General features: G+C 64.0%; 21 protein-coding genes. 9 read left to right on the top strand and 12 right to left on the bottom strand.

Annotated elements, in window-relative coordinates; all coding sequences use genetic code 11:
• Positions 1–9 precede the first annotated feature (9 nt).
• Positions 10–429, bottom strand: coding sequence for a DUF1330 domain-containing protein (locus tag MNBBLIKP_RS15805; protein ID WP_088311232.1), 420 nt, complete (start codon positions 427–429; stop codon positions 10–12).
• A 419-nt stretch (positions 430–848) separates the two neighbouring features.
• Here MNBBLIKP_RS15805 and MNBBLIKP_RS15795 point away from each other — a divergent pair, with 419 nt between their 5' ends.
• Positions 849–1409, top strand: coding sequence for a hypothetical protein (locus tag MNBBLIKP_RS15795; RefSeq protein ID WP_088311230.1), 561 nt, complete (start codon positions 849–851; stop codon positions 1407–1409).
• Positions 1410–1957: 548 nt separating this feature from the next.
• Here MNBBLIKP_RS15795 and MNBBLIKP_RS15790 read toward each other — a convergent pair.
• The 4 genes from MNBBLIKP_RS15790 to MNBBLIKP_RS15775 form a co-directional block, all read right to left on the bottom strand.
• On the bottom strand, positions 1958–2770 hold the full coding sequence (locus MNBBLIKP_RS15790) for a crotonase/enoyl-CoA hydratase family protein (protein WP_088311229.1): 813 nt from the start codon (positions 2768–2770) through the stop codon (positions 1958–1960).
• Positions 2760–3539 (bottom strand): response regulator transcription factor, encoded by a 780-nt coding sequence (locus MNBBLIKP_RS15785; protein WP_088311228.1) that lies wholly within the window; start codon positions 3537–3539, stop codon positions 2760–2762. The genes MNBBLIKP_RS15790 and MNBBLIKP_RS15785 overlap by 11 nt, the downstream gene beginning before the upstream one ends.
• A gap of 111 nt (positions 3540–3650) precedes the next feature.
• Positions 3651–4850, bottom strand: coding sequence for an LL-diaminopimelate aminotransferase (locus tag MNBBLIKP_RS15780; RefSeq protein WP_088311227.1), 1200 nt, complete (start codon positions 4848–4850; stop codon positions 3651–3653).
• 44 nt (positions 4851–4894) lie between these two features.
• Positions 4895–5464 (bottom strand): DUF2306 domain-containing protein, encoded by a 570-nt coding sequence (locus MNBBLIKP_RS15775; protein WP_176399807.1) that lies wholly within the window; start codon positions 5462–5464, stop codon positions 4895–4897.
• 82 nt (positions 5465–5546) lie between these two features.
• Here MNBBLIKP_RS15775 and MNBBLIKP_RS15770 point away from each other — a divergent pair, with 82 nt between their 5' ends.
• From MNBBLIKP_RS15770 to clpS, 4 genes are all read left to right on the top strand, one after another.
• Positions 5547–6026, top strand: a complete 480-nt coding sequence (locus tag MNBBLIKP_RS15770) for a hypothetical protein (RefSeq protein WP_088311225.1) — start codon at positions 5547–5549, stop codon at positions 6024–6026.
• 82 nt (positions 6027–6108) lie between these two features.
• Entirely contained in the window at positions 6109–8007 is a 1899-nt protein-coding gene (locus MNBBLIKP_RS15765; protein ID WP_088311224.1) for a PHA/PHB synthase family protein, read from the top strand.
• A 141-nt stretch (positions 8008–8148) separates the two neighbouring features.
• Positions 8149–8892, top strand: coding sequence for a phasin family protein (locus MNBBLIKP_RS15760; protein WP_088311223.1), 744 nt, complete (start codon positions 8149–8151; stop codon positions 8890–8892).
• A gap of 166 nt (positions 8893–9058) precedes the next feature.
• Positions 9059–9433, top strand: a complete 375-nt coding sequence (clpS, locus tag MNBBLIKP_RS15755) for an ATP-dependent Clp protease adapter ClpS (protein ID WP_254913083.1) — start codon at positions 9059–9061, stop codon at positions 9431–9433.
• On the opposite strand, the gene MNBBLIKP_RS15750 is transcribed toward clpS, so the two are convergent.
• The 6 genes from MNBBLIKP_RS15750 to MNBBLIKP_RS15725 all read right to left on the bottom strand — a co-directional run bounded on the left by MNBBLIKP_RS15750 (position 9430) and on the right by MNBBLIKP_RS15725 (position 13866).
• Entirely contained in the window at positions 9430–10173 is a 744-nt protein-coding gene (locus tag MNBBLIKP_RS15750; RefSeq protein ID WP_088311221.1) for an alpha/beta fold hydrolase, read from the bottom strand. The two genes, clpS and MNBBLIKP_RS15750, sit on opposite strands and share 4 nt — an antisense overlap.
• A complete protein-coding gene (locus MNBBLIKP_RS15745) occupies positions 10170–10634 on the bottom strand; it encodes a low molecular weight protein-tyrosine-phosphatase (RefSeq protein ID WP_088311220.1) in 465 nt (154 codons plus the stop codon). Before MNBBLIKP_RS15745 ends, MNBBLIKP_RS15750 begins: the two co-directional genes overlap by 4 nt.
• Entirely contained in the window at positions 10627–10905 is a 279-nt protein-coding gene (locus tag MNBBLIKP_RS15740) for a hypothetical protein (protein ID WP_088311219.1), read from the bottom strand. Before MNBBLIKP_RS15740 ends, MNBBLIKP_RS15745 begins: the two co-directional genes overlap by 8 nt.
• A gap of 3 nt (positions 10906–10908) precedes the next feature.
• Positions 10909–12456, bottom strand: a complete 1548-nt coding sequence (ubiB, locus tag MNBBLIKP_RS15735) for a 2-polyprenylphenol 6-hydroxylase (protein WP_088311218.1) — start codon at positions 12454–12456, stop codon at positions 10909–10911.
• The gene (locus MNBBLIKP_RS15730) at positions 12453–13205 is read right to left on the bottom strand and encodes a class I SAM-dependent methyltransferase (RefSeq protein ID WP_088311217.1); all 753 of its coding nucleotides are present in this window, start codon (positions 13203–13205) and stop codon (positions 12453–12455) included. Before MNBBLIKP_RS15730 ends, ubiB begins: the two co-directional genes overlap by 4 nt.
• A 133-nt stretch (positions 13206–13338) precedes the next feature.
• Positions 13339–13866 carry a DUF1993 domain-containing protein gene (locus tag MNBBLIKP_RS15725; protein ID WP_088311216.1) on the bottom strand — a complete coding sequence of 176 codons (528 nt, stop codon included), beginning with the start codon at positions 13864–13866 and terminating at the stop codon, positions 13339–13341.
• 162 nt (positions 13867–14028) lie between these two features.
• Here MNBBLIKP_RS15725 and mutM point away from each other — a divergent pair, with 162 nt between their 5' ends.
• The 3 genes from mutM (at position 14029) to dnaA (ending at position 17172) form a co-directional block, all read left to right on the top strand.
• Entirely contained in the window at positions 14029–14844 is an 816-nt protein-coding gene (gene mutM, locus MNBBLIKP_RS15720) for a bifunctional DNA-formamidopyrimidine glycosylase/DNA-(apurinic or apyrimidinic site) lyase (protein ID WP_088311215.1), read from the top strand.
• 135 nt (positions 14845–14979) lie between these two features.
• Complete coding sequence (gene rpsT, locus MNBBLIKP_RS15715; protein WP_088311214.1) at positions 14980–15240, top strand: 30S ribosomal protein S20; 261 nt, start codon at positions 14980–14982, stop codon at positions 15238–15240.
• Positions 15241–15741: 501 nt separating this feature from the next.
• On the top strand, positions 15742–17172 hold the full coding sequence (dnaA, locus tag MNBBLIKP_RS15710) for a chromosomal replication initiator protein DnaA (protein ID WP_176399806.1): 1431 nt from the start codon (positions 15742–15744) through the stop codon (positions 17170–17172).
• 287 nt (positions 17173–17459) lie between these two features.
• On the opposite strand, the gene MNBBLIKP_RS15705 is transcribed toward dnaA, so the two are convergent.
• Entirely contained in the window at positions 17460–18125 is a 666-nt protein-coding gene (locus MNBBLIKP_RS15705; protein ID WP_176399805.1) for a response regulator transcription factor, read from the bottom strand.
• A gap of 187 nt (positions 18126–18312) precedes the next feature.
• Between MNBBLIKP_RS15705 and MNBBLIKP_RS15700 the strand changes: the two genes are divergently transcribed.
• A complete protein-coding gene (locus tag MNBBLIKP_RS15700; protein WP_088311212.1) occupies positions 18313–18837 on the top strand; it encodes a hypothetical protein in 525 nt (174 codons plus the stop codon).
• The last annotated feature ends 193 nt before the right edge of the window (positions 18838–19030 follow it).

Raw genomic sequence — 19030 nt, 5'->3', positions numbered from 1 at the left:
GTCCTGACCCTAGGGCAGCGGTGTAAGCGGCAGTAGCCGCGAATCCTCCAGGGCTGCGGTTCGGTGGCCGATCGCTGCGGTCAGATAGGCTTCGTTGCTGGCAAAGGCGATGAACGCTTCGACGCTGCTCTGCCGGATCAGCATGGCGCGATCCCACCGCTCCTCCGCAGGTCCGATGAAGAATGCATCCCCGGCCCCCATGAACAGCAGCTCACCGCCGCTTTCAAGCAAGTGGGGCATGGTTTCCGCGACATAGAGATCGAATGCCTGCGCCCCGCTGATCGGCGCGGCGGGCTTCAGATCAGGATGCGCGGAATAATCCGCTACGTCCCGAAACCGCAGCAGGTTCAGCATCACGACCGGGCCGACGATGCCCCGGCCAAACAGTGCCATGGCGGATTGCTGTGTCGGTTCAAGGTAATGGGTCATGAGCAGGTCCAATCGGCAGTTGACGATTCGCTGCTACGGCAGTGCGCCGCTTGGGGCAATCCGGCCTACCGCCGCATTCCCGCAGACGCGCAGTGGCGGCTGGCAGTCAGGCCTCGCCGTCTTACACATTTCCAAATTCTCGTCGGCCCGGCGCAAGCGGTGATCCAGGGTGTTCACAGCATGGCCCAGCCCCGCGCGAGGATGACGATACTTGGGGAATCGGGGCTGGGGAGCGGGTGGGTTCTGGCGGTCCCCGGACTGCGTCGCGCCTTCGTGATGATGCACCCCATCACCACATCGGATGCTTCTTGCCGAGAACTGCCAGAACCCATCTTCAAAAGTCAGGATCAGTGCAGGTTGGTATTGTTGCTGAACAGGCGTGTCGTTGTCTCGTCGCCACCTTGATGGATCGATGGTCGATGGTCGATGGCTTGATGTCCCAATCGTTCTGTGATCTGGAGACGGTGGCGGCAGAATTGGAGGCGGTGGTGTTGACGTTGATGCTCATGCTGGCGGCGCCGGCCTACGCCGTACCGCCCGGCCTGGCCGAAGTAGGCGGTCTGGAAGGTTGCTGGCGAGTAAGCGGGCAGGTTCAAGGCAAAGAGTCGCCGTCGATTGCGCAGGGCAAATGGCATCTGGGCCAACGCTATTTCACTCTGCACCTGCGCGCGACCGGGGCGGACCCTTATGAAGCAGCAATCACTTATGGCGCTGGCGAGCAGCCCCGAGGCATTGGGTCAGTATTTTCAGACACTTTCGGTGGCCTGTATGAACCCTCGTTGGGCCTTGGTGAGCTGGACCAGGACGGGTTTGTGCAACGCTACCGATTTTCGGACGCGACGTATCTCAATCGTTTCAGCCGCAACGGCACTGGCTGGCGTTGGACCATCACCGAGCAGCCCAAGGACAAGCCGTCGTCAGTATTCGCCGACTATCAATTGAGCCCGGCCCCATGCCGCGGGATGCGGTTCGATTATTGAGGTCGTGACCTGCCGTGTCAAAGCGGTGTCGAAACCAAACGGTTGTGACGCCAACTGAGCGTCCGCTTTCAACTATCGTAATCCGATAGCAGACAGTCAGCGTCCCTCCCAACACTCGAGCCGCATTCGCCCTTGAAGGCAAAGCGTCAGTTCAGCCAAAAACCTCTCGTCGCCCGTGTGGCGAGGCAGGTGGCTCGCGGAGCCTTGATCCGGGGCTTGGCTGCCTTTGCTGGCGTCGCGGTTTGACCTTGGCTCACCGAATAAAGCCCGGCCCCGCGTCAAGCCCGGGGCGACGGAACGGTCTGTTGAGGGGCGAGTCCACGCACCCCAAAGGCGCCGCCGCCCCAGGCAGTGAGAGCCACAATCCATTTTCCTACACGCCGCGAATCTGCGATTCTTGCGGGGTGAGGCGAGTGCGATTCGTCTCTGCCCTTTCTCATTGTTGGCAAGGCGGGGTCACACGAAAGTCACGCAAAGTGACACCGGCAAGCGGGGGGTAATTATTTCCCTCAGGACCGTGTCCAGTGTGTCCAGTCTGTCGCCCGCGATTATGGATCGACGAAGCTGGCGGCGCGTTTTTCCATCTGGCTCATCACGGCTTCGATCTGGTTCTTTGATCCGATCAGCGCCTGCTGTTCGATGCTTTCGGCCATCAGGATCTCGTCGGTCGAGGCGTGAAGATAGGCACCGAACAGGCGCTTGGCGGCGCGCTGGGCGTGGGGATTGCGATTGGCGATTTCGGCGGCAATCGCACTGGCGCGGGCGACCGGGTTGGGATCGACGATCGTGGCGAAGCCATATTCCAGCGCCTGTTCGCCGGTGAATTCGCGGTTGGTATAGGTCAGTTCGCGCAAGGTATCGTCACGCACGGTGCCGCGCCACAGGGCGTAACCGGCCATGTCGGGGACCAGCCCCCATTTCATTTCCATCACCGCCAGCCTTGCGGCGGGATCGACCACCCGGATATCCGCCCCGCTGGCGATCTGCAGCCCGCCGCCAAAGCAGACCCCGTGGACCGCGGCGATTACCGGGACGGGCAGCTTGCGCCACTGCATCGCCACCTGCTGAGGGCCGTTGGAATTGCCGTGGGTGCGATCGGTCAGCGGGTTTTCGCGGTGCCGCCCGGTCTGGGCCATCGATCCCATATCGAGCCCGGCGCAAAAGCTGCGGCCTTCGCCCGCCAGCACCACGCAGCGCAGCCCGGGCATGTCATACAGCGCGCGGCCGGCATCGAGCAGTGCGGCGAACATGTCGGGATCGAGCGCGTTCATCTTGTCCGTGCGGATCAGGCGGACCTGGGCGACGCCGTTCGGCTCCATGGTGATGGCGACGCGTTCGTTCGGCTTCAGCTCATAATGCATGGCGCGGTCTGGCTCCCGGTGTGGTCATTTCCTGTTCTGCCGGTTCCTCGCCCAAACGCAGGTGGGCGTCCAGTGCCAATTTGCCCTGAGCTGGGGGCAGGGGCAGGCCAGGGCCCTGCACCGGGCTCGCCGAAGTCAGGGCGAGGCGATAGGAGCCATCGGGCAAGGTTTCGATCAGCCCATCCAGCCCGGCCAGGCGCAACTTGCCGCGCAAGCGGCTGACGTGGACCGCCAGGCTGTTGGTCTCGGGCCGGAATTCCAGATGCCAGACATCGCGCAGCAGCACTTCGGCCGCGACCGGGCCGCCCGGTTCATCGGACAGCCGCCAGGCCAGCGCAAATTCGCGCGGGTGCAGCGCCAGAGCCCGCCCGGCAACCATGCCGTCCCGGGCCAGCAGATCGAGCCGAAGCGGGCCAAGCTGGCGGTAGCGCGGCAGCGCACCGGCCTGGCGGATGCGCAGCAGGGCGCGTTCCTCCAGCTCTTCGATCCCGGCGGTCGGGGGCAGCGCATCGCCAAACCCCAGCCGCAGCAGCCGGGCGCGCTCGGCACTGTCCGCCACGCCCAGCATGATGATCCGCACCCGGCGGCGCGGGGCAGAGCTGGTCAGTGCGAGCCATTCGGCAAACGACAGTCCCTGCGGGGTAGCCAGCAGCGGGTGCAGCTCATCCTCGCCCGGCGCGCGGACGCATTCGGTCAGCCGCCAGCCGAGCCGGCGCAGATCCCAGGCGGCGGGGAGCGGCCCCACCGCCAACCATTCGAACCGCCGCAAGAGGCCCCCTTGTGCTCACCACAAATGGATGAGCAGGCTGCACGGTTTACCATTTGCTGCAAGCAAGTTCGTAGCAAGCAGAGCAGCTTGTGCGAAATTGCCGGAACTGTCCTAGGCCGCCGAGCTGTTGACACCCATGCTGGCAAGATACTTGCGGATGTTGCGGGCGGCCTGGCGCAGACGCTGTTCGTTTTCGACCATGGCGATCCGGACAAAGCCTTCGCCTTCCTCGCCATAACCGACCCCCGGGGCGACGGCCACTTCGGCGTGGGTGAGGAGTTGCTTGGAGAATTCCAGGCTGCCCATGTCCTTGAGCGCGGGGGGGAGCGGAGCCCAGGCGAACATCGAGGCCTTGGGGCTGGGAATGTCCCACCCGGCGCGGCCAAAGCTTTCGACCAGCACGTCGCGGCGCTTTTGATAAAGCTCGCGGTTCTTCTCGACAATGTCCTGCGGGCCATTGAGCGCAGCGCAGGCAGCGGCCTGAATCGGGGTGAAGGCACCGTAGTCGAGGTAGCTTTTGACCCGCTTCAGCGCCGCGATCAGCCGCTGGTTGCCAACCGCGAAGCCAACCCGCCAGCCGGCCATCGAAAAGGTCTTGGACATCGAGGTGAATTCCACCGCCACGTCCTTGGCCCCCGGCACCTGCAGGATCGACGGGGTCGGATTGCCATCGAAGTAAAGTTCGGAATAGGCGAGGTCCGACAGCACCCAGACCTTGTTCTCCTTGGCCCAGGCGACCAGCCGTTCATAGAACGCCAGATCAACAGTTTCGGCGGTCGGGTTCGACGGATAGTTGACGATCAGGATCGACGGGCGCGGCACGGTGAAGGCCATGGCCCGGTCCAGCGCGGCGAAATAGGCTTCGTCCGGCGTGGTCGGAACCGAACGGATCGTCGCCCCGGCAATGATGAAGCCAAAGGTGTGGATCGGGTAGCTGGGGTTGGGTGCCAGCACCACATCGCCCGGCGCGGTGATCGCGGTAGCAAGGCTGGCAAGCCCTTCCTTGCTGCCCATGGTCATCACCACTTCGGTTTCGGGATCGAGATCGACCCCGAACCGGCGGGCGTAATAATTGGCCTGAGCCTTGCGAATGCCGGGGATGCCGGACGAGGCCGAATAGCCATGCGCGTCAGGCTTTTGCGCAACTTCGCACAGCTTGTCGATCACATGGGCCGGCGGGGGCAGATCGGGGTTGCCCATGCCCAGGTCGATAATGTCCTTGCCTGCCGCACGTGCCGCTGCCCGCATGCCGTTGACTTCGGCGATGACATAGGGCGGCAGTCGCTTGATGCGGTAGAATTCCTCGGACATTGGACCTTTCCAGTTGCGCCGGAAGCGGCGCTGCCCGGTCCTTATCAGGCTTTTGGCGGAAAGCCACCCGTGCGTTTCAGCCACAACGCAGTCAGCAGCACCGGCAAGCCCCAGGCCAGCCAGGCATCGCAGGCATAGAACCAGGTGTAGTAGCGGTACGACCCATAGATCGCGAATAATGCCAGATAGACGCGAAAGAACACCGCCCCGCTGGTCGCCGCCGCCATCAGCAGCATGCAGGCGCGATGTGCGGCGCGGTTGCCGCGGCGGATGGATCGCAGGCCCAGTCCCAGCAGCACCAGCCACAGCAGCCCCTGCGCGCTGAACCCCATGGCCGAAGCGATCGTTACCGGCTGAACCCAGGCGACCGGAAAGGCGGTGAGCCCCGCCAGCGCCACGTCCAGCGCCGCCAGCCGCGCCACCGGGCGGTGCCAGCGGGCCCGCCCGCTCAGCAGGATGGCGCCGGGCACCAGCAACAGCGCCAGCCCGCCAGTGACCATATGGACCGGGAAGATTACCGGCAGCAGCTCGGCCTTGATCAGCAGTTCTTCGGGAAAATCATCGATCACCAGCGGTGCGCGCAATGCTTTGAACGCGGTGACTATTACAAACACCGCCAATCCTGCTAGGATGATCCCGCGAAGCAGCCGCGCAGGAATCGCGCTACCCGGTGCCGGCCCTGAACTGGAGGATGACATGAAACCCTTATCCCACCGTCTGGTCCACCTGTCGATTGCCGCCTTGGCATTGGCAAGCAGTGCCGTCCAGGCCCAGCCCGCCCCGACCAGCCCCTATTTCGGGCGCTGGACCACGACCGAGCCAAACCGCGTCTTTACTGTGCGCGGCCGCGACTACCGGATGATCGACGTGGCCCCCTGCGGCAAGGATTTCTGCGGGGTCAGCGTAGGGGACAAGGGGGTCTGCGGGCCGGTCCTGTTCCGCTTTCTGGCCAAGCGCCTCGATGGCCAGGACCAGCCGCTGCGCGGCCACGGCAAATGGGGCAAGGAGCGCAAGAACGTAGTGATCTTCCACTACGACAACGATCCGGCGGATGGCGGCAAGCAGCTCGAACTGTACCTTGGCAAAGGGTACGACTTTGGCGAACGCTCTGACAATATGCCCAGCTTCCATTCAGTCTACCAGCCCAAGGGCAAGGCTGTGTGCAAAGCTCGCTGATCCGCACGGGTACATGGCGGGGAGGAGAGGACCCGAAACTGCAACATGCCGGGCCTAAGTGCCCGGCCAACGGAGTCCTTTGATGTCTGACAAGACTGATCCCGCCGATCTCGCTTCCGCCTTTACTGGCATGCTCACCCAGCAGGCCGAAATGGCGCAGCAGCTGTTCGCCCAATTCGCCCCCGACGTGGCTGCTGCGGGCGAAGGGCAGGCAAAGGGTGACATGACCCAATGGGCCAGCGTTGCCCAGCGGCTGCAGACGATGTGGAGCGAGTTCCAGTCCGGCCAGGCGGCAGACATGGCCGGCCAGCTCCCCGGCTTGCTGTTCGGCGATCCGGGTAATTTCTCCGGGATCATGCAAGGCTGGCTGAAGGCCCTGCCGCTGTCCTCGCCAGAGACCCAGCAGCGGATGTGGCAAGACAGTGTGGCGCTGTGGGAAGGCGTGCTGGGCCAATACGGAATCGGCCCGCGCGCGCATGAAAAGGGCGAAGGCGGAATTCAGCTGCCGCGCAAGGACCGCCGCTTTGCCGATCCCAAATGGCGCGAACAGCCGTTCTTTGCGCTGGTTCACCAGACCTATCTGCTGCTGGCGGAACAGATCCTCGCCATGGCCGAACAGGCCGAAACCGGCGATGCGGCCCGCAGCGAACAACTGAAATTCGCCGCGCGCACGCTGGTGGAAATGCTAAGCCCGGCGCATTTCCCGATGACCAACCCGCTGGTGGTCGAAAAGACGATGGCAACGCGGGGTGAGAATCTGGTCAAGGGAATGGAGCATCTGCTCGCTGACTTGAAAAAGGGCCAGCTGACCCACGTTGATCCGCAGGCGTTCCGGCTGGGCGAAAATATCGCCAGCACACCGGGCAAAGTGGTGCGTGAAACCCCGCTGTACCAGCTGCTGCAATACAGCCCGACCACTGAAAGCGTGCTGGAAGTGCCGCTGGTGATTTTTCCGCCGTGGATCAATCGCTTCTACATTCTCGATCTCAGCCCGGAAAAAAGCTTCATCCGCTGGGCGGTGGAACAGGGCATCACTGTCTTCGTGGTCTCGTGGAAGTCGGCTGACGAAAGCATGGCAGAGCTGGTCTGGGACGATTACATCCGGGCCCAGATCGACGCGATCGATGCGGTGCGCGAACGGTTGGGCGTGCAGAGCGTCCACGCCATCGGCTATTGCGTTGCCGGAACCACACTCGCCGCGACCCTGTCGGTGCTGGCGCGGCGGGGCGAGGCGGACAAGGTCAAAAGCGCGACCTTCTTCACCGCCCAGGTTGATTTCGAGCAGTCGGGCGAACTCAAGGTGTTCATCGACGATCAGCAACTGGATGCGCTGGGCAAGATGTCGGCGCAGACCGGTTTCCTTGACGGGCGCTATATGGCCGCGACCTTCAATCTGCTGCGCGGCAATGACCTGATCTGGAACTATGTGGTCAAGAACTACCTGCTGGGTGAGGACTATCCGGCGTTCGATCTGCTGCACTGGAACGGCGATGTCACCAATCTGCCGGCCAAGTGGCACATGTCGTACCTCAAGGACTTGTACCGGGATAACAAGCTGGTGGTGCCCGATGCCCTGAGCGCGGATGGCACCCCGATCGATCTGACCCGGATCGAAACTCCGGCCTATATCCAGGCCGGGCGTGAGGACCACATTGCGCCCGCCGCCAGCGTGTGGCGATTGACCCGGCACTTGCGTGGGCCGTGGACCTTCCTGCTGGCCGGATCGGGCCACATCGCCGGGGTGGTCAATCCGCCTGACGCTAGGAAATACCAGTACTGGATCAACGAGGGTCCGGCGGAGACGCTGGAAGACTTCGTGGCCGGGGCGAGCGAAACACCGGGCAGCTGGTGGCCGCACTGGCTTGGCTGGCTGCGCCGGCAAGACCAGGCCGAAGTGCCCGCCAAGGGCAAGCGGGTGCCGGGTGCGAAGGGCGATTCGGTGCTGGGAGACGCCCCAGGAAGCTATGTGAAGTCGCGGTAAACCTCTGATTTTCTGGCTTGCGCGGCAATCTATGCTGCACTGCACAAAAAATCCTTGACTTCGCGGGTGCAATATCTATTTTGTGCACTGCAACATGACCCGTGCCGATGGTCGGCGCGGCTCACGCGAAGGATATGGACGATGGCTGAAGCCACCGAAACCAAGATGGATCAGGCGCTGGCCGACGTTGTCGCGGAAAAGGCTTATGCCGAAGCCGCTGCTGCGGTTGAAGCCAAGCCCGCCAAGGCGGCTCCTGCTCCCAAAAAGGCTGCTCCGGCGAAAAAGGCCGTGGTTGCCACGAAGGCTGTTGCGGCCAAGCCGGTCAAGGCTGCCGTAAAGCGCAAGGCTGCCAAGCCTGCCGCAAAGAAGACCGTGAAGGCTGCCGCGTTCAATCCGGCCGCCAAGACCACCCCCATCTCGCAGATCAAGGATAGCATCATGGCCAAGACCCAGAACGTCGCCGAAGATTTCACCGTCAAGGCGAAGGAAGCTTTCACCGAAGCGCAGGACCGCGCCAAGGCCGCCTATGAAAAGGGCACCGCGTTGTTCGCCGATGCCGGCGAATTCAACAAGGGCAACGTCGAAGCGATCGTCGAATCGGGCAAGGTGCTCGCCGCTGGTCTCCAGACCCTCGGCAAGGACTATGTCGCCGAAGCCAAGACCGCGCTGGAAACCGTCCAGGCTGACGTCAAGGAACTGGCCGCGGTGAAGAGCCCGGCTGACTTCTTCAAGCTGCAGGGCGAAATCCTGCGTCGCAACTTTGACGCCGCCGTGGCTTCGGGTTCGAAGCATTCGGAAATGATGGTCAAGCTGGCCAATGACAGCTTCGCCCCGATCTCGACCCGCGTCGCCCAGGCGATCGAAAAGGTCAAGCAGGCCGCCTAAGGGCGCGCCGCTCCTCGCGGGAACCGGTGCCTCCTCTCCGCGCCGGTCTCGCGGGTTCCCATCCGGGTCGGTCAGTCACTGCGACTGACCGGCCCGTTTGGCTTTTTGCAACACCTGTGCTGCACAGCACTTGTCCAAGTGCCCCCTGATGCGATATTTTAGCCCGATGCTGATCGACACTGCCTTCGTTTCCAGACCCTTCCGCGCGGCGGAGGATGGTGATCGCGATGGCGATTCGGGCGGTCAAAACCAGATCGGTGTTGCCACCAAGACCCGCGCCAAGCCCAAAAAGCCTAGCCAGTTCAAAGTGTTGATGCTGAATGACGATTACACGCCGATGGAATTCGTCGTGATGTGTCTAAAGCGGTTCTTCAACATGGATCTGGAACAGGCGACGCGGGTGATGCTGCACGTCCACCAGAAGGGGGTCGGGGTCTGCGGGATCTTTCCCTATGAAATCGCCGAAACCAAGGTGAATCAGGTGATGGATTTCGCCAAGCAGAACCAGCACCCGCTGCAATGCACGCTCGAAAAAGCCTAGATTCTTAGCAGCGCGGCTTGCAGCGTCGAATAGTGCGAACAGCCCGGCAATAGCTGCAAGCTCGATCCCGGCAGCGCGGCGTGGAGCGCGCGACCCATTGCGGGCGGGGTCCAGTTGTCCGCATCGCCCTGCCAGATCGTGACCGGCACCGCGACCCACGCCAGATCGTCGCGCCAATCGGCGACATAGGCCAGCACTTCCCGCTCAAACCCGCGCGCATCGCGGCCAAGGCCGTCGCGCAGCACTTGCGCCATCGCGTCGCGGAACACCGGGTCGCGCGCCAGCGCCGCGTCACCCCCTTGTGCGGTGGCAAGCAGGCGGCTCAGCAGAAAGTGCGGGGCATGGCGGGAAAGCAGGCGCTCGGCGCGGACCAATGCCGCGAACAGGCGCGGGCGATCTGCAGCCAGGCGAAAGATCGGACCGCCCGCCATATCAGGCAGGAAATTGCCCAGCTGCAAAGGCGCGGCAGGGGAGATAAGGTGCAGCGCGTGCACCCTCGTTCCCATCCGCGCGGCGATCTGCAGCGCCGCAAAGGCCCCGGCGGAAAAACCGATCAGGCTGACCCCGTCCGGGAACAGACCGGCCAGAGCGGCGGCAATGCTATCGAAGGTCACATCCGGATCGTTGCGATCGACCAGCCAGGCCGCATGGGCCAAGCCGGGCGGCGCGTTGCCTGCCCATTCCCCCGGCCCACCCGGCATCCCGTGGAAATAGGCGAAGGGCAAGGGTGCTGCGGTCATTGCCGCAAAGCTGTCACCAAAGCCCGGGCGGCGCGGGTCACGTCGTCCCAGGTATATTCGAAGTTCTCCTCGCCGCCGTAATAGGGATCGGCCACTGCCGCCCCCTCGCGGCCCTTGACCAGATCGAGCAGCAGAATGGGCCGGGTTGGTGCATCGGCCGGGACGATTGCCCGAGCATTCGCCAGGTTGGCATGATCCATCACCAGCACATGGCTGAAGCGGTGGAAGTCTTCCGCCACCAGTTGCCGCCCGCGCAAGTGCCCGATTTCAACCCCATGTGCCCGCGCAGTCTGAACCGCGCGCGGATCGGGGGGCTCGCCCACGTGGTAATCGGCGGTTCCGGCGGAATCGCAGGTCACGCGCAGCCCCGCACGCTCAGCCTCGGCGCGAAACGCCCCTTCGGCCATGGGGGAGCGGCAGATGTTGCCAAGGCACACAAACAGCACCGCGGGTTCAGTCATCCTGCTCACCATAGCGCTCCATCCGGAACGCGGCCTTGAGGTAATCCTCCGCCGCCGCTTTGAGCTGGGGTTCCTTGGCAAAGGCTTCGGCTGGCAGCGGGGCCACGCCCAGCGCCTCCATCAAGGTCCACAGCGCGAACTTGCGGCTGGGCTCGCGCTCCACTCCAAAACCGATCCCCAACCGCTCCAGCCCGCGCTCGTATTCGGCCTCGGTCAGCGTGCCGGGATCGTGGGTGCCGAAGAAGTGCTGGATCAGGGTGTCGAGGTCCATGACCTAAAGCCAGCCCAGCGCCTGCGCGGCCCACAGCGCGCCGCCACCAGCCAGTGCCGCGATCAGATAGCCCGGCCAGCGCCGTTCGCCGCGCTTGTCCCACACCAGTTCCACCTCCGGCAGCGGGGGCGCATCGGGCGCGCCGCCTTTGGGCGGAAACTTTTCCTCGATCCGGCGGACCAGATCGGGCAGGCCAAGCAGGGTCTGTGCGTCCTTGCGCAGCCGGTCGGCAATCGCGGCCTCGGGCCCCAGCTCATCGCGAATCCATTCGCGGACATAGGGCGCGGCGACGTTCCACATGTTGATCTGCGGATCGAGCTGGGTTGCCAGTCCTTCGACCATAACCATGGTCTTTTGCAGCAGCAGCAGGTGCGGCTGGGTCTGCATGTCAAATTCGCGAGTGATCGCGAACAGCGAATCGAGCATCTGCCCGACCGACAGCTCGCTTACGGGCCGCCCGCGCGTCGGTTCGCCCACGGCGCGCAGCGCGGTCGCGAATTCATCGACCGAGTGATAGCTCGGCACGTACTGCGCCTCGAAATGAATTTCGGCAACGCGGCGGTAGTTGCCGGTGGTCAGGCCATAGAGAATCTCGGCCAGCCACAGCCGCGCACGGCGGTCGATCCGGCCCATGATCCCGAAATCGATCGCGGCGATCGTGCCGCCTTCCTGCACGAACAGGTTGCCCTGATGCATGTCGGCATGAAAATAGCCCAGGCTGATCGCTTGTTTCAGGAAGGTCAGCACCAGCCGTTCGGCCAACCTGGGCAGGTCGTGGCCCGCCGCGCGCAGCGCTTCGGTCTCGCTGATCTTGATGCCGTCGATCCAGTCGATCGTCATGACCCGGCCATTGGTGCGGTCCCAATCGATCCCGGGGACGCGGTAGCCAGCCTCAGCCTGCATCTTTTCGGCCAGTTCCGAGGCAGAGGCTGCCTCACGCCGCAGATCAAGCTCGCGCAGGGTCCAGCGCTTGAAATTGGCGATCACCAGCCGCGGACGCAGCCGAGCCGGTTCGCCGCCCAGCCCTTCCAGATGCGCGGCGGCCCATTCATAAGTTTGGATATCGGCGCCGAACTTTTCACGGATCCCCGGACGCAGCACTTTGACCGCAACCGTGCGGCCATCGGTGGTCACGGCCCGGTGGACCTGCGCGATCGAAGCGGCGCCGACTGGCGTCTCTTCAATGCTGGCAAACAACGCTTCGACCGGCTTGGCAAAGCTCGCCTCGATCTCGCGCTTGATCGCGGCGAAGGGCACCGGCGGCAGGCTGTCCTGCAGCGACAGCAGGTTGTGCGCCGCGCTGTCCCCGACAATGTCGGGGCGGGTGGCCAGCGTCTGCCCCAGCTTGATAGCGGCGGGGCCTATCGCCTGAAACGCCCCGGCATAGTCCGGCTCGCGCGGCTGGAATGTGCCGAACCGGGCCAGCCGCACCAGCCGCCGGATCTGCGGCGGGGTATTGGGATCACGCTCGATCCCGCGCAGCGCGCCATGCCGCGCCAGCGTGCGGCCCCAGCTGAGCAGCCGCAATATATGCGTGCTGGGCCGGGTCAAATTTTCCAGCCGCTGTGAATGGCCACCAGCCCGCCCAGAATCGGTTCCACCCGGGTGTTCACGAAGCCCGCGGTGCGGATCATCTTTTCGAATTCGGGCATGGTCGGGAACCGGCGGATCGATTCGATCAGATAGCGATACGAATCCGCGTCGCCCGCAATCGCCTGGCCGATCCGGGGCACCAGCTGGTGCGAATAGAAGTCATAGGCTTCCTTGAAGCCGGGCCATTCGGTGGTCGAAAACTCCAGGCAATAGAACCGCCCGCCATGCTTGAGCACGCGGTAAGCTTCGGCCAGGGCCTTGTCGATCCGGGTGACATTGCGGATCCCGAAAGCGATCGTATAGGCATCGAAGAACCGGGCAGGAAAACTCAGTTCCTCGGCGTTCTGGCGCGACCAGACCAGGCTGTCGAGCCCGCGCTCCCCGCCCTCTTCAATCCTTTCCAGCGCGCGTTCGATGCCCACGTCCAGCATGTCCTGATTGATGTCGCTGACCGTGATCAGCGCGCCTTTGGCAGCCATGCGGAACGCGATGTCGCCGGTGCCGCCCGCCATATCCAGGATCTGTTCGTGCGGTTGGGGGCGAACCCGCCGCACGAACTTGTCCTTCCACAGCCGGTGCATGCCGGCCGACATGGCATCATTCATCACGTCGTACTTTTTGGCGACGCTGGAAAAGACTTCGCCGACGCGCGCGGTCTTCTCCTCGGGAGAGACCTCTTCGTAGCCGAAAGATACTGTGTTCTTCATGCCGCGCGCCTTAGCGAAGCGCGCGGCTGGGTGCCACTTCTTTCCGCCTGACGGCGGTGCGGAAAAGCCATCCGGCTTTTCCTGGCCGGGCCGGCCAAGCTGATCGCGGAGGCGATCAGCGCACCCGACAAACCTACTCGGCGGCGGGCGGCGGGAACATGAACGGGGCAAGGTGGGCGAGGAAATCCTGCTTGCCGAGGTCAACGCCGTTCGCGCGCAAAATCGCGTAAGCCATGCTGGCGTGGAAATAGAAGTTGGGCAGCGCGAAGCCGGTCAGAAAGGTGTGACCGTCAAACCGGATGCCCGCGCCGTTGGGGAACGTGATCACCACTTCCTTGGCCAGGCCCGCGTCATAGGCAGCCGCATCGGCGCTCTGCAGAAAGGCGATGGTCTTGTCGCAGCGGACACGAAGCTCGGCAAAGGTGGTTTCGGTATCTGGCATGGCGGGGGCATCGACCCCGGTCAGCCGTGCCGCAGCGCCTTTGGCCGCGTCCGATGCGATCTGGATCTGGCGGGCGAGCGGAAACATGTCCGGCGCCAGCCGCGCTTCGATCAACTCGCCCTCGCTCTTTTGCGCGGCGGCTTTGTCCAGCCAGTTCTTGATGTTGGTCAGCATGGCGATGAACGCGGGCACGCTGGATTGATAGGGTGAGGCGGACATGGATGATTCTCCCGGGGACGGTTGGTTGTGCGGCGCCGGGTCTAGCCACGCCGACGATTGGTTGCAATTCGAAACTTTGATTGATTGTGCCCCTCCCGGAGAGGGGACAGCTCTTTATTGCGGCCGATGGACAAGCGATGCTTCGCACCCTACCTCCCCTCCATGCCGGAGCTTCCCGAAGTCGAAACCACCGTGCGCGGTCTGGCGCGTTATCTGGAAGGCGCGCAAGTGGTGCGGGTTGAACAACGCCGTGCCGATTTGCGGCGGCCGTTCCCGGACGGGCTGGTGCAGCAACTGACCGGGGCCACGGTTATCGGACTGGGGCGGCGGGCCAAATACGGACTGATCCATACGAATCGCGCGCAGACCATGGTGTTCCACCTTGGCATGTCGGGGCGCTGGCGAATCGAACCTGAGGAATTGGGGCCGCACGATCATCTGGTGCTTGAAACCGGGGCCGGGCACCGCCTGTCGTTGTGCGATCCGCGCCGGTTCGGTTCGGTCGATCTGCTGGACAGCGCGGCGCTGGAAGCATGGCCGCAATTCGCAGCGATGGGCCCGGAACCGCTGGGCGATACACTGACCGCAGACCATCTCAAGTCCGCGCTGGCCGGGCGCAGTGCGGCGATCAAGCTGATGCTGCTCGATCAGCGGATCGTTGCCGGGCTAGGCAACATCTACGTCTGCGAGGCGCTGTTTCGCGCGCGGATCGATCCGCGCAAGGCGGCAGGCCGCGTTTCCTACCCCGCGCTGGGGCGACTGGTTCCCGCGATCAAGACGGTGATTGCCGAGGCGATTGCGGCGGGTGGATCGACTTTGCGGGACTATGCCCAGCCCGATGGGCAGCTGGGCTACTTTTCCAAACAGTTCGACGTCTATGATCGCACCGGCCAGCCCTGCACCGCCTGTGCCGCGCCGATCCAGCGCTTTGCCCAAGGCGGGCGCAGCACCTGGCATTGTGCGAAGTGCCAGAAATAGCGGGATCGCTTGACGATTCGGGAACCGCTCGCTAAGGGCCGCGCTTCCTGCGGGGACGGCTCCGGTCGATTCTCCCGTTTTTGCACGAGATTCAACTGACAGGGCTGCATCAAGTCAGCCGAACGAAGGACGAAAATGGCCAATACGCCGCAAGCCAAGAAGCGCATCCGCCGCAACGAACGTCGCGCCGAAATCAACGGCAACCGTCTCGGTCGCATCCGCACTTTCGTCAAGAAGGTGGAAAGCGCGCTGGCCGGTGGGGACAAGGCTGCGGCCGCTGACGCCCTCAAGGCTGCCCAGCCCGAACTGGCACGCGGCGTGGCCCGCGGTGTGCTCCACAAGAACACTGCGTCGCGCAAGCTGTCGCGTCTTACCAAGCGCGTCGCCGCGCTCTGATTCGCGAATCGGCGGGCCAGAACGGCCCCCGCCGTGGAACGAAATCCGAACAAGGCCGGTGGGTTCTCCGCCGGCCTTTTCTGTTGCGCACTGCGGCGTAAATGCTGCGTTGCACTAAGGTGATGGAATCCGGCGATTCGCACAGCGCGCGCGAAAAAAATCCATACCTAACAGGTTGTTAGCCATAGCCATGGGATTCTCCCTGCGAACCCAGTGTCAAGGCCAATTATTTCAGTTTATTTACGCCTCGGACCTTGCCCTCTGCCGCCACTGGTCCATAAAACCGGAATTGCCCGTGGCGCTTTCTGCCCGGGCATCACTGAACAAATTCGAAGTGTCGTCCAACCGCTTTTCGGGGGTCGGTTGGTTCTGTGCCCGGGCCGCAATGCCCCGGCATAGGTGGGTGTGGTATTTATTTTGGGGGCGTACCGGGTGACTGGGACGGGTACGGGCGGGCTGCGCGGAAATGCGCCTGCCGACAACAGGACTGAGCGCGAGCGCATGATGGAAGAACAAGAAGCGCTCGATCTCGCGGCTGACTGGGCCGATATCAGCCAGGGGCTCCGCAAGGACCTCGGCCAGCAGCTTCACAGCCAGTGGATCAAGCCGGTCCAGCTGGGCAGCTTCTGCAAGGAGACGGGCACGCTCGATCTCTATCTGCCAACCGAATTTTCCGCCAACTGGGTGTCTGATCGCTTTGCCGACCGGCTTTCGCTGGCCTGGAAGATCGCGCGGCCGGATGTGCGGCATGTGCGGATCTCGGTCTTGCCGGGACGCCGCGCCATGCCGGGCCTGCGGCTGGGCGGGGAAGAGCGCGGGCGGCGCGGGTCGGGTGACAATGGCATGGGTTCGCAGCCCGGCGATGCGCTCGGCCTTGGCGCGGCAGAGCTTGGCACCCTGGGCCAGACCTCGATCGGGCTCGATCCCTCGCTGACCTTCCAGAGCTTCGTCACCGGCGCGGCCAATGTGCTGGCCAGCAACGCCGCCCAGCGCATGGCGGCGACCGAGACCCCGCAGTTCGCCCCGCTCTATCTCAAGGCGGCGACCGGGCAGGGCAAGACCCACTTGCTCCACGCGATCGGCCACGCCTATCTGGCGAGCCACCCGCGGGCGCGGATTTTCTATTGTTCGGCTGAACGCTTCATGGTCGAATTCGTCCAGGCGCTGCGGCAAAACCAGACGATCGAGTTCAAGGCGCGCCTGCGGGGCTTCGATCTGCTGCTGGTTGACGATATCCAGTTCATCATCGGCAAGGCTTCGGCGCAGGAAGAACTGCTCTACACGATCGACGCACTGCTGGCCGAAGGCAAGCGGCTGGTCTTTGCTGCCGACCGTGCGCCCCAGGCGCTTGACGGGGTGGAGCAGCGCCTGCTCAGCCGGCTCAGCATGGGCCTGGTGGCCGATATGCAGCCCGCCGATATCGAGCTGCGCCGCGCGATCCTCGAACACCGCCTCGCCCGCTTTTCGCCCACACACGTTCCGGCGGATGTGGTCGAATTCCTTGCCCGCACCATCAACCGCAACGTGCGTGAACTGGTCGGCGGGCTCAACAAGCTGATCGCCTATGCCCAGCTGACCGGCCAGGCCGTGTCACTGCAACTGGCCGAGGAACAGCTGACCGATATCCTTTCGGCCAACCGCCGCCGGATCACGATTGACGAGATCCAGCGCACCGTCTGCCAGTTCTACCGGGTTGACCGCACCGAAATGGCGAGCAAACGCCGCGCCCGTGCAGTAGTGCGTCCGCGCCAGGTGGCGATGTACCTCGCCAAGGTGCTGACCCCGCGCTCCTACCCCGAAATCGGCCGCAAGTTCGGCGGGCGCGATCACTCGACCGTGATCCACGCGGTTCGCCTGATCGAGGACCTGCGGACCCGCGATGCCGACATGGACGGTGACGTCCGCAGCCTGCTCCGCCAGCTGGAAAGCTGAGGCAGAGCGGGGGCTTTAACCCGCGCTTCGGGCTGGTTCCGAGGCGTGTGGAGGCCCTTCGCAGGGACATCAGGCACCAGCCAGCAACCAAGCCCCTGCCGCGACTCGCGCATTTGCGTGAGTGGCGGGGGTTTAGTTGATGAAACCCATCCGCGGCGCGTTCATTGGCAGAACGAAAATGCCGGGGTTCCTGTTCCTCACGTTTCAAAGAGCCGATGAGAACATAACAGGTTCGAACCCTGTAGGAAAATGGCAATCTGGCTGGCGGCTGCTATCGGTCGGGCCGTTTAGACCGAATCCAGCACGTAGCCCAGCGAGCGCACCGTGCGGAGCACTTCCGGCACACCGTGAGCGGCGAGCGCGCGGCGGAGGCGGCCGATCCAGACGTCGACGGTGCGATCGTCGATCACGCCGCTGTCCTTGCCAATCCGCTCGATCAGCGCGGCGCGGCTGAACACCTGATCGGGATGTTCGATGAAAAAGGCCAGCAGCCGGAATTCATTGGGGCGCAGCGGCACGGGAAACCCGCGAAAGCGCGCCTGATGCGCGGTCAGATCGAGCACCAGTTCACCGTGGGTCAGGCGCTGGGCAGCCGCGCGCACCGCTTCGCCCTGATCGACCCGGTCGATCCGTTCGACCAGCCGCGCCGGGCTGAGCGGCCCGATCATGTAATCGTCCGCCCCGGCCCGCAGCGCGCGGCGCTTGTCATCGGGATCGGCTTCTTCCAGCACCATGGTGATATGGCTGTGACTGGTGGTGCGGGCTTCGCGCAGGCGGCGGACCATTTCCAGCCCGGAAATCTCGGGCAGCAGCCAGTCGACAAAGCACCACACTTTCCCGTCAAACCGCTCACCCGGCACCTGGCTGCCCAGCGGCATCGCGCGCAGATCGGGCCGCACCCGCGCGAGGTCGCGCAGCAGCTTGGGATCGGGCGAAGTGAGCAGCAGGGTCATCGACATAGGGTCTTGAGCACAGAGTTGGGGCGCGGTTGGACGGTCCGCACAATCTGCGCTGCCTGCGTGACGGTTTGATGACGCCAATAATTCACCGCGCAGTTGTCATAATTCTGTCACAGTAAAACGGATGCAACGCGGCGCGTTTGGGCCTATTTTCCTTTGCGGAACAACCAGAGGTCCAGAAATGAAAGTGCGCGCATTGCTGGGACTGGCCTTGTTGACTCTGTCCGTCCCGGCCCATGCTGAGCGACTGACTTTCGATCACCGGCTGCAGCCCCGGCTCAAGGCCGTGCTCGACAGCGGTGATACCTCGCGGATCGATTATCAGGCCGGCAATCCGCGCTATATTGTTGACCGGATCGCAGTGCAGGGCACTTCGGCCGCGGACTGGACCGAACTGCTGGAAATCATTGCCCGCACTCCGGCCAAAGGCATGCGCAGCGCTGCCGACTGGATGACCGAGCTGACCCGCGCAGCCGATGCGCGCTGCGCCGGGCGAGTCGATGTGCTGGCGCAGGATGACGCTTCGATCACGTTCGAACGCCACGCCACGGCCATTTGCCCCGCCGAACCGGTCCGGCGCAGCCTGTACCGCGTGGTTGCGGGCAAACGCTCGCTGTTCCTGCTCGCGGTCCACGAAAAAGGCGCACTGGCCGACGATGCGCGCGCCCAATGGCTGGCGATGCTCGCCTCGGCGCATCTGAACTAGCGGCTGGCGCTGCTTTCGCACCGTCGCTTTGGATCGGGGTTCACGCAGAGGCGCAGAGGCAGAAAGGGAGGCGCAGAGGAGTAGCGCTTGCGGCGCAGCCGCTTGTTCGTGCTGACTTTGCGGAACTACCCGACGCAGTTGCGCAAATGAGCCTGCGGCGCAGCACCGCCCCTCCGCGCCTCCCTTTCTGCCT

The sequence above is a fragment of the Novosphingobium sp. B 225 genome (genome assembly GCF_002198665.1).
In the GTDB taxonomy this organism is placed as follows: Bacteria; Pseudomonadota; Alphaproteobacteria; order Sphingomonadales; family Sphingomonadaceae; genus Novosphingobium.
Note: the sequence above shows the minus strand (reverse complement) of the source record. Positions and strands in the feature narration are given on the sequence as shown.